A 6,078-nucleotide genomic window follows, 5' to 3' on the forward strand; every position below is an offset into this window, starting at 1 on the left:
GGGTGGATGTTGGTCAGAATGTCGCAAAAGGGGCGTACGAACGAATGAAGTCGGCAGGACGAGCGGCAGTGGGGGCAGTCGCACTCGCCATGACGTTGGCGATAACCGCATGTGAGGACGACGGACGGACGGGAATCCTGACGGACGAACCGTCTCCGCCGACGACTGAAACCACGACGACAACCACTCTCGCACCCACGACGACAATTGCGCCCGCTGCGCCGGTCGCGCCACCTCCGGTTGGTGACGTGCCCGGCAATCCGGCTGCTGCGCCGGCCTTGGCAGCTTGGGCAACGGACCTGGTGTCCTTGGACGTGGACGCGCTCACGAACGCATGCTGGACGATGCCGCCCACAACGATCGCCGACCGATACTCGGATGTTCCCGCCATCTTGACGGCCATCGCCGCACCAGGCGTCGACGGCCAGTACGCGGTCACCTGGAATGGAGGCGGACTCTCCGTCGCCGCCAAGCGCTCGGAGATCGCTTCCGGCTATGCGTGCCCGTTCGTCTTCCCTGCGGGGCAATCAAACTTCTACACCACGGCCGACGCTTCCCACGCCGTCGTCAGGTTTCTCTCACGCGCCACGGGACGGCCGGTCAATACCCGCGACGTCGAGACGTTCTATCCACTGATCTGCCCCGGCAACAGCCCGTGGGATCCGGACGGCACCGGCGCAACCGGCCAGCCGCCTCTCAAGCTCGATCCGAATCAGCTGGCCGGTATCAAGTCTTTCGACGCCGACGCTGCAACAGTCACTCCGGTTCGCGGCGACTACGTCCGTGTCACCCTGCCCGTCAGCGACGGAACCGGTAACTCGCGCTCGATGCAGTTCACCCTGTCGATCGGCCCCGAGGGATATTGCCTCGGGGCCGCGACCTGAACTGCTTCGGTCAGGAACCGAAGGGAAGGAAATCGCTCGAGCCAGCGCTGCCTGAACCGAGGCTGCCCGTGCCACCACCGGTTGCAGCCTTGACCTGAATTGCGTGGGCCGTCGAGGTGGAGCCTGTGAATCCGGCTGCGCCACTGTAGATTGCCGAAATCGAATGCGCGCCAGTTGTGGTGAAGGTGTGGTTCAGCGCCGCGATCCCGTTGACCACCGCCACAGCGTCACCGATCGGGGTGTCCCCATCCATGAACTGCACCGTTCCACCGTTCTGCACCGAACTGACAGTCGCCGACAGCGTCACCGACTTGTTCACCACAGCATCGGCAGGCGCCGTCACCACAGTCTCCGTGGTGACATCCGAAGGCGCAGGGTCCGTTACATTCACCGTCCGCGCCTGGGCCGAGGATCCGACTACACCGGCTCCTCCCGAATAGACCGCAGTGATGCTGTGCGCACCCGCAGAGGTAAACGAATGCGTCAGGCCCGCAGCGCCGGCCGTAACCGCTTCAGGACCGCCGATCGCGACGCCACCGTCGTAGAACTGCACGGTTCCGACGCCGACAGCATCATCCGACGACGTTCGGACGGTTGCCCACAAGTCGGTCGCCACACCAGTTTTGGCGTCGGTCGGAATATTCAGTTCGACGACGGATTCCTGGTCGGCAACACTGACCTGAACTGACTTCGCACTCGCAACCGAGTTTTTGAATCCGGCACCAGCGGTGAAATCCGCGGTAATGCTCTGCGCGCCAGCGGCATCGAAGGAATGTGAGAGGGTCGCGGTACCACCGGACACCGTGACCGGGGAACCGATCGCCGCACCGTTCGACTTGAACTGCACCGAACCCACAGCGTTGCTCGGAGCAACCGTCGCCGTCAGATCAACAGCCGCACCCGTAACCGCCGTAGCCGGAACCGACAGCGACGTCGTCGTCACCACATCCACCGGAGCCGGATCCGACACCGTCACCGTCTGAGCCGACGCCGACGAACTCACAAAGCCAGCACCGGCAGTGAAGTCAGCCGTAACACTCTGAGCACCAGCAGCATCGAACGCATGCGACAGCGTCGCAACACCCGACGTGACTGCCACCGGAGTGCCGATCGCAGTGCCATTCGACTTGAACTGCACCGTACCGACAGCATTGTTCGGAGCAACCGTCGCGGTCAGATCAACAGCCGTGCCCGTGATGGCAGTCGCGGGAACCGACAACGACGTCGTCGTCACCACATCCACCGGAGCCGGATCCGACACCGTCACCGTCTGAGCAGGCGCCGACGAGCTGACAAACCCTGCACCGGCAGTGAAGTCAGCCGTAACACTTTGTGCACCAGCAGTATCGAATGCATGCGACAGCGTCGCGACACCTGACGTGACTGCAACCGGAGTGCCGATCGCAGTGCCGTTCGACTTGAACTGCACCGTACCGACAGCGTTGTTCGGAGCAACCGTCGCGGTCAGATCAACAGCCGTGCCCGTGATGGCAGTCGCGGGAACCGACAACGACGTCGTCGTCACCACATCCACCGGAGCCGGAGCCGACACCGTCACCGTCTGAGCAGGCGCCGACGAGCTGACAAACCCTGCACCGGCAGTGAAGTCAGCCGTAACACTTTGTGCACCAGCAGTATCGAAAGCATGCGACAGCGTCGCGACACCTGACGCAACTGCAACCGGAGTGCCGATCGCAGTGCCGTTCGACTTGAACTGCACCGAACCGACAGCGTTGTTCGGAGCAACCGTCGCCGTCAGATCAACCGCAGTACCCGTAACCGCCGTCGCGGGAACCGAGAGTGACGTCGTGGTCACCACATCCACCGGAGCCGGAGCCGACACCGTCACCGTCTGAGCAGGCGCCGACGAACTCACGAACCCTGCACCGGCAGTGAAGTCAGCCGTAACACTTTGAGCACCAGCAGTATCGAATGCATGCGACAGCATCGCGACACCTGACGCAACTGCAACCGGTGAACCGATCGCCGTGCCGTTCGACTTGAACTGCACCGAACCCACCGCATTGTTCGGAGCCACGGTAGCGGTCAAATCAACCGCAGTACCCGTGACCGCCGTAGCCGGAACTTGAAGCGTTGTAGTCGTACTCAGCGCTGAGCTCGAGATCTCGATGGTCTGAGCTTGCGCGGTCGAACCACCAAAACCTGCAGTACCTGAGTAGACCGCAGTGATCGAGTGTGATCCCGTCGTGGTGAACGTGTGATCCAGGGTCGCCGCTCCGCCAGTCACCGCGATGGGTCCGCCGATGTCGATGCCACCGTCCTTGAACTGGACCGTTCCACCGTTAGCTGCCGGTGAGATGTTTGCGGTCAGCGCGACCGAGGTCTGCTCGACGGCACTACTCGGCACTGTCAACGACGCAGTCGTCTGTACATCGGCAGCGGCCACGCTCACTGTGCGTGCTGGTGACGTGGATGTCAGAAACTCGAGAACACCGTCGTATACAGCGGTGATGGAGTGATCTCCCGCTGCGGTGAATGTATGTGGCAGTGTGGCAACGCCATTGACGACGGCCACCGGGGCGCCGATGTCAGTTCCGCCATCCTTGAACTGAACGGTGCCGCCTGTCGGTGCCGGGGAGACCTGCGCAACCAAATCGGTCGACTGACCGACCGTTGCAGCCGCGCCGGATGTCACTGCAGTCGCGGTCCCCGCCTGCGAGACGACGTTGACGGTGGCCAATGCCTGACCACCCGCATTCAACCCACCACCACTCGAATCGCGCGGAGAGCAGTTGTAGCGCTCCCAGTACCCCGGCCAAAGGGTCTCGTACTGCAAGAACGTGAACGCATTCTTCGGCGAATTGAACGCACCCGAATCACCATCTGTGGCACGCAACTTCGGCTGCACCGTACTACCCGCGGCACCGGCAACCACCGTCACGTCGATCGCGGGCAACCGGAAGGTCTTCCCTGCCCCTACCTCGATTCCACCGTCACTGTTCTTACTCGTGCTCGGGCCGTTACCGCCCTTGTTGTTCGAGTCAGCAGTCTGATTGTTCCCCGAAATACGCAGATGCGTACCCGCGCCATCCGGCGAACCGCCGTCGTTGATCCGAATCACCGACGGAGTCACACCGGACAAATTCGACGAAGTACCTGCCACGACCTGAGCATCCACCAACGACACCCCTGCAGGTATATCGAAGTCGTACTTGAGCCGCGTCCACTTACCGACACTGCGGCCTGCATGCCCACCCGTCGGCACCGACATCACGTTCGGCTGAACCCGATAGGTGAACGTCGACCCCGCCACCACCTTCTCCGGCGCAGACACCGTCACACCCGTCGAATGAAACACATCCGCGATATCAACAGCCAGATGTTCATAACCATCGCAACCCAGCTTGAACCCGATCGAGTTCTCCACCGCGGGAGATGACGTCGGAGCTGCCGAAGCAACGCCACCTGCCACCAGCACGCCACCGACCAACGCCGCCACCACGACCGCGGAACTTCTTCTCACCAACACGAACTCTCCTCAGCTAGCAACAGACGTGGATCGGGAACCGCACGGAAGGAGGTCACTCGAACAGAGCGGAAATCGGAATGGAGCTGGACGCTCGTACAGTACCCGTCGAAAGTAGTACTTGTATCAGTTATTTCAGACAAATATTCACGAATTGCCGATAGTTCTGCTAACGACCAATCATCGATTCGCGAAGAGCGATGCCCCTTGCACCCGTCGGGCGCAAGGGGCATCACATCATCGGAGAATCAGGACCCGAACGGCAGCGACAACGATCCGAGCGAACCGAAGTCACCGCCCCCGTTACCGACGTTCACAACCGATGCAGTCGACGTGGAACCCGTGACGCCCTGGGCTCCGCTGTAGACCGCGGTGATCGAATGGTTGCCGGTCGTGGTGAAGGTGTGGCTCAGCACGGCCTGCCCACCGACAACATCAACGGCAGTTCCGATCGGAGTCGTTCCGTCGAAGAACTGGACGGTTCCCGACGTCGCGCCGGAAGAACTGACCACAGCCTTCAGCTGCACCGCCGTGCCGACCTTTGCCGAGGACGGAGCCGTCAACGACGTAGAGCTTTCGACATCCGACGGGGTCGGAACCGTGACATTGACGTCGACAGACTCCGCAGTGGACGACGTGAACACCCCGGATCCACTGAATACAGCCGAGACTGCAAAGGTGCCTTCTGCTCCGAAGACGTGCGGGAGCTTGGCAACTCCGTCAACAACCGCGACCGGGGCGCCCAGATCGACTCCACCGATCTTGAACTGGACCGTTCCGCCGGAAGGCACCAGGGCGTCCGAGGGATCTTCGGACACTGTCGCGAAGAGATCAACAGGCAGTCCGACCTTGGCTTCACCCTGAACACTCAGCACCGTCTTTGTCGCCTTGTCGACCGGAGCCGGATCAGACACCGTCACCGTCTGAGCAGGCGCCGACGAACTCACGAAGCCAGCACCGGCGGTGAAGTCAGCCGTAACGCTTTGAGCGCCAGCAGCATCGAATGCGTGCGACAGAGTCGCAACACCGGACGTGACTGTCACCGGTGCACCGATTGCCGTGCCGTTCGACTTGAACTGCACCGTACCGACAGCATTCGAGGGAGCCACGGTAGCGGTCAGATCAACCGCAGTACCCGTGACCGCCGTCGGGGGAACCGAGAGTGACGTCGTGGTCTCGACATCCACCGGAGCCGGATCAGAAACGGTCACCGTCTGAGCCGACGCCGACGAGCTGACAAAGCCAGCACCAGCGGTGAAGTCAGCCGTAACACTCTGCGCACCAGCAACATCGAACGCATGCGACAGAGTCGCAACACCACCAGTCACCGTCACCGGAGTGCCGATTGCAGTGCCGTTCGACTTGAACTGCACCGTACCGACAGCATTGTTCGGAGCCACGGTAGCGGTCAGATCTACCGCAGTACCCGTGATTGCCGTAGCCGGAACCGAGAGCGCCGTCGTGGTCTCCACATCCACCGGAGCCGGATCGGACACCGTCACCGTCTGAGCAGGCGCCGACGAACTCACGAAGCCAGCACCCGCGGTGAAGTCAGCCGTAACGCTTTGAGCGCCAGCAGCATCGAACGCGTGCGACAGAGTCGCAACACCGGACGTGACTGTCACCGGTGCACCGATTGCCGTGCCGTTCGACTTGAACTGCACCGTACCGACAGCATTCGAGGGAGCCACGGTAGCGGTCAGATCA

3 protein-coding genes are annotated in these 6,078 nt (G+C 62.1%); 1 reads left to right on the forward strand and 2 read right to left on the reverse strand.

Annotated elements, in window-relative coordinates:
- The first annotated feature begins 44 nt into the window (after positions 1-44).
- The gene (locus ASU23_RS13090) at positions 45-884 is read left to right on the forward strand and encodes a hypothetical protein (protein ID WP_058038055.1); all 840 of its coding nucleotides are present in this window, start codon (positions 45-47) and stop codon (positions 882-884) included.
- 10 nt (positions 885-894) lie between these two features.
- Here the strand turns inward: ASU23_RS13090 and ASU23_RS13095 are convergent, their stop codons facing one another.
- Positions 895-4,368, reverse strand: coding sequence for an Ig-like domain-containing protein (locus ASU23_RS13095; protein ID WP_156423159.1), 3,474 nt, complete (start codon positions 4,366-4,368; stop codon positions 895-897).
- 251 nt (positions 4,369-4,619) lie between these two features.
- A partial coding sequence (locus ASU23_RS13100) for an Ig-like domain-containing protein (protein WP_172827058.1) occupies positions 4,620-6,078 on the reverse strand: 1,459 nt, incomplete at its 5' end.

It is taken from the genome of Rhodococcus sp. KB6 (assembly GCF_001445685.1).
Taxonomy (GTDB): Bacteria; Actinomycetota; Actinomycetes; order Mycobacteriales; family Mycobacteriaceae; genus Rhodococcus_F; species Rhodococcus_F qingshengii.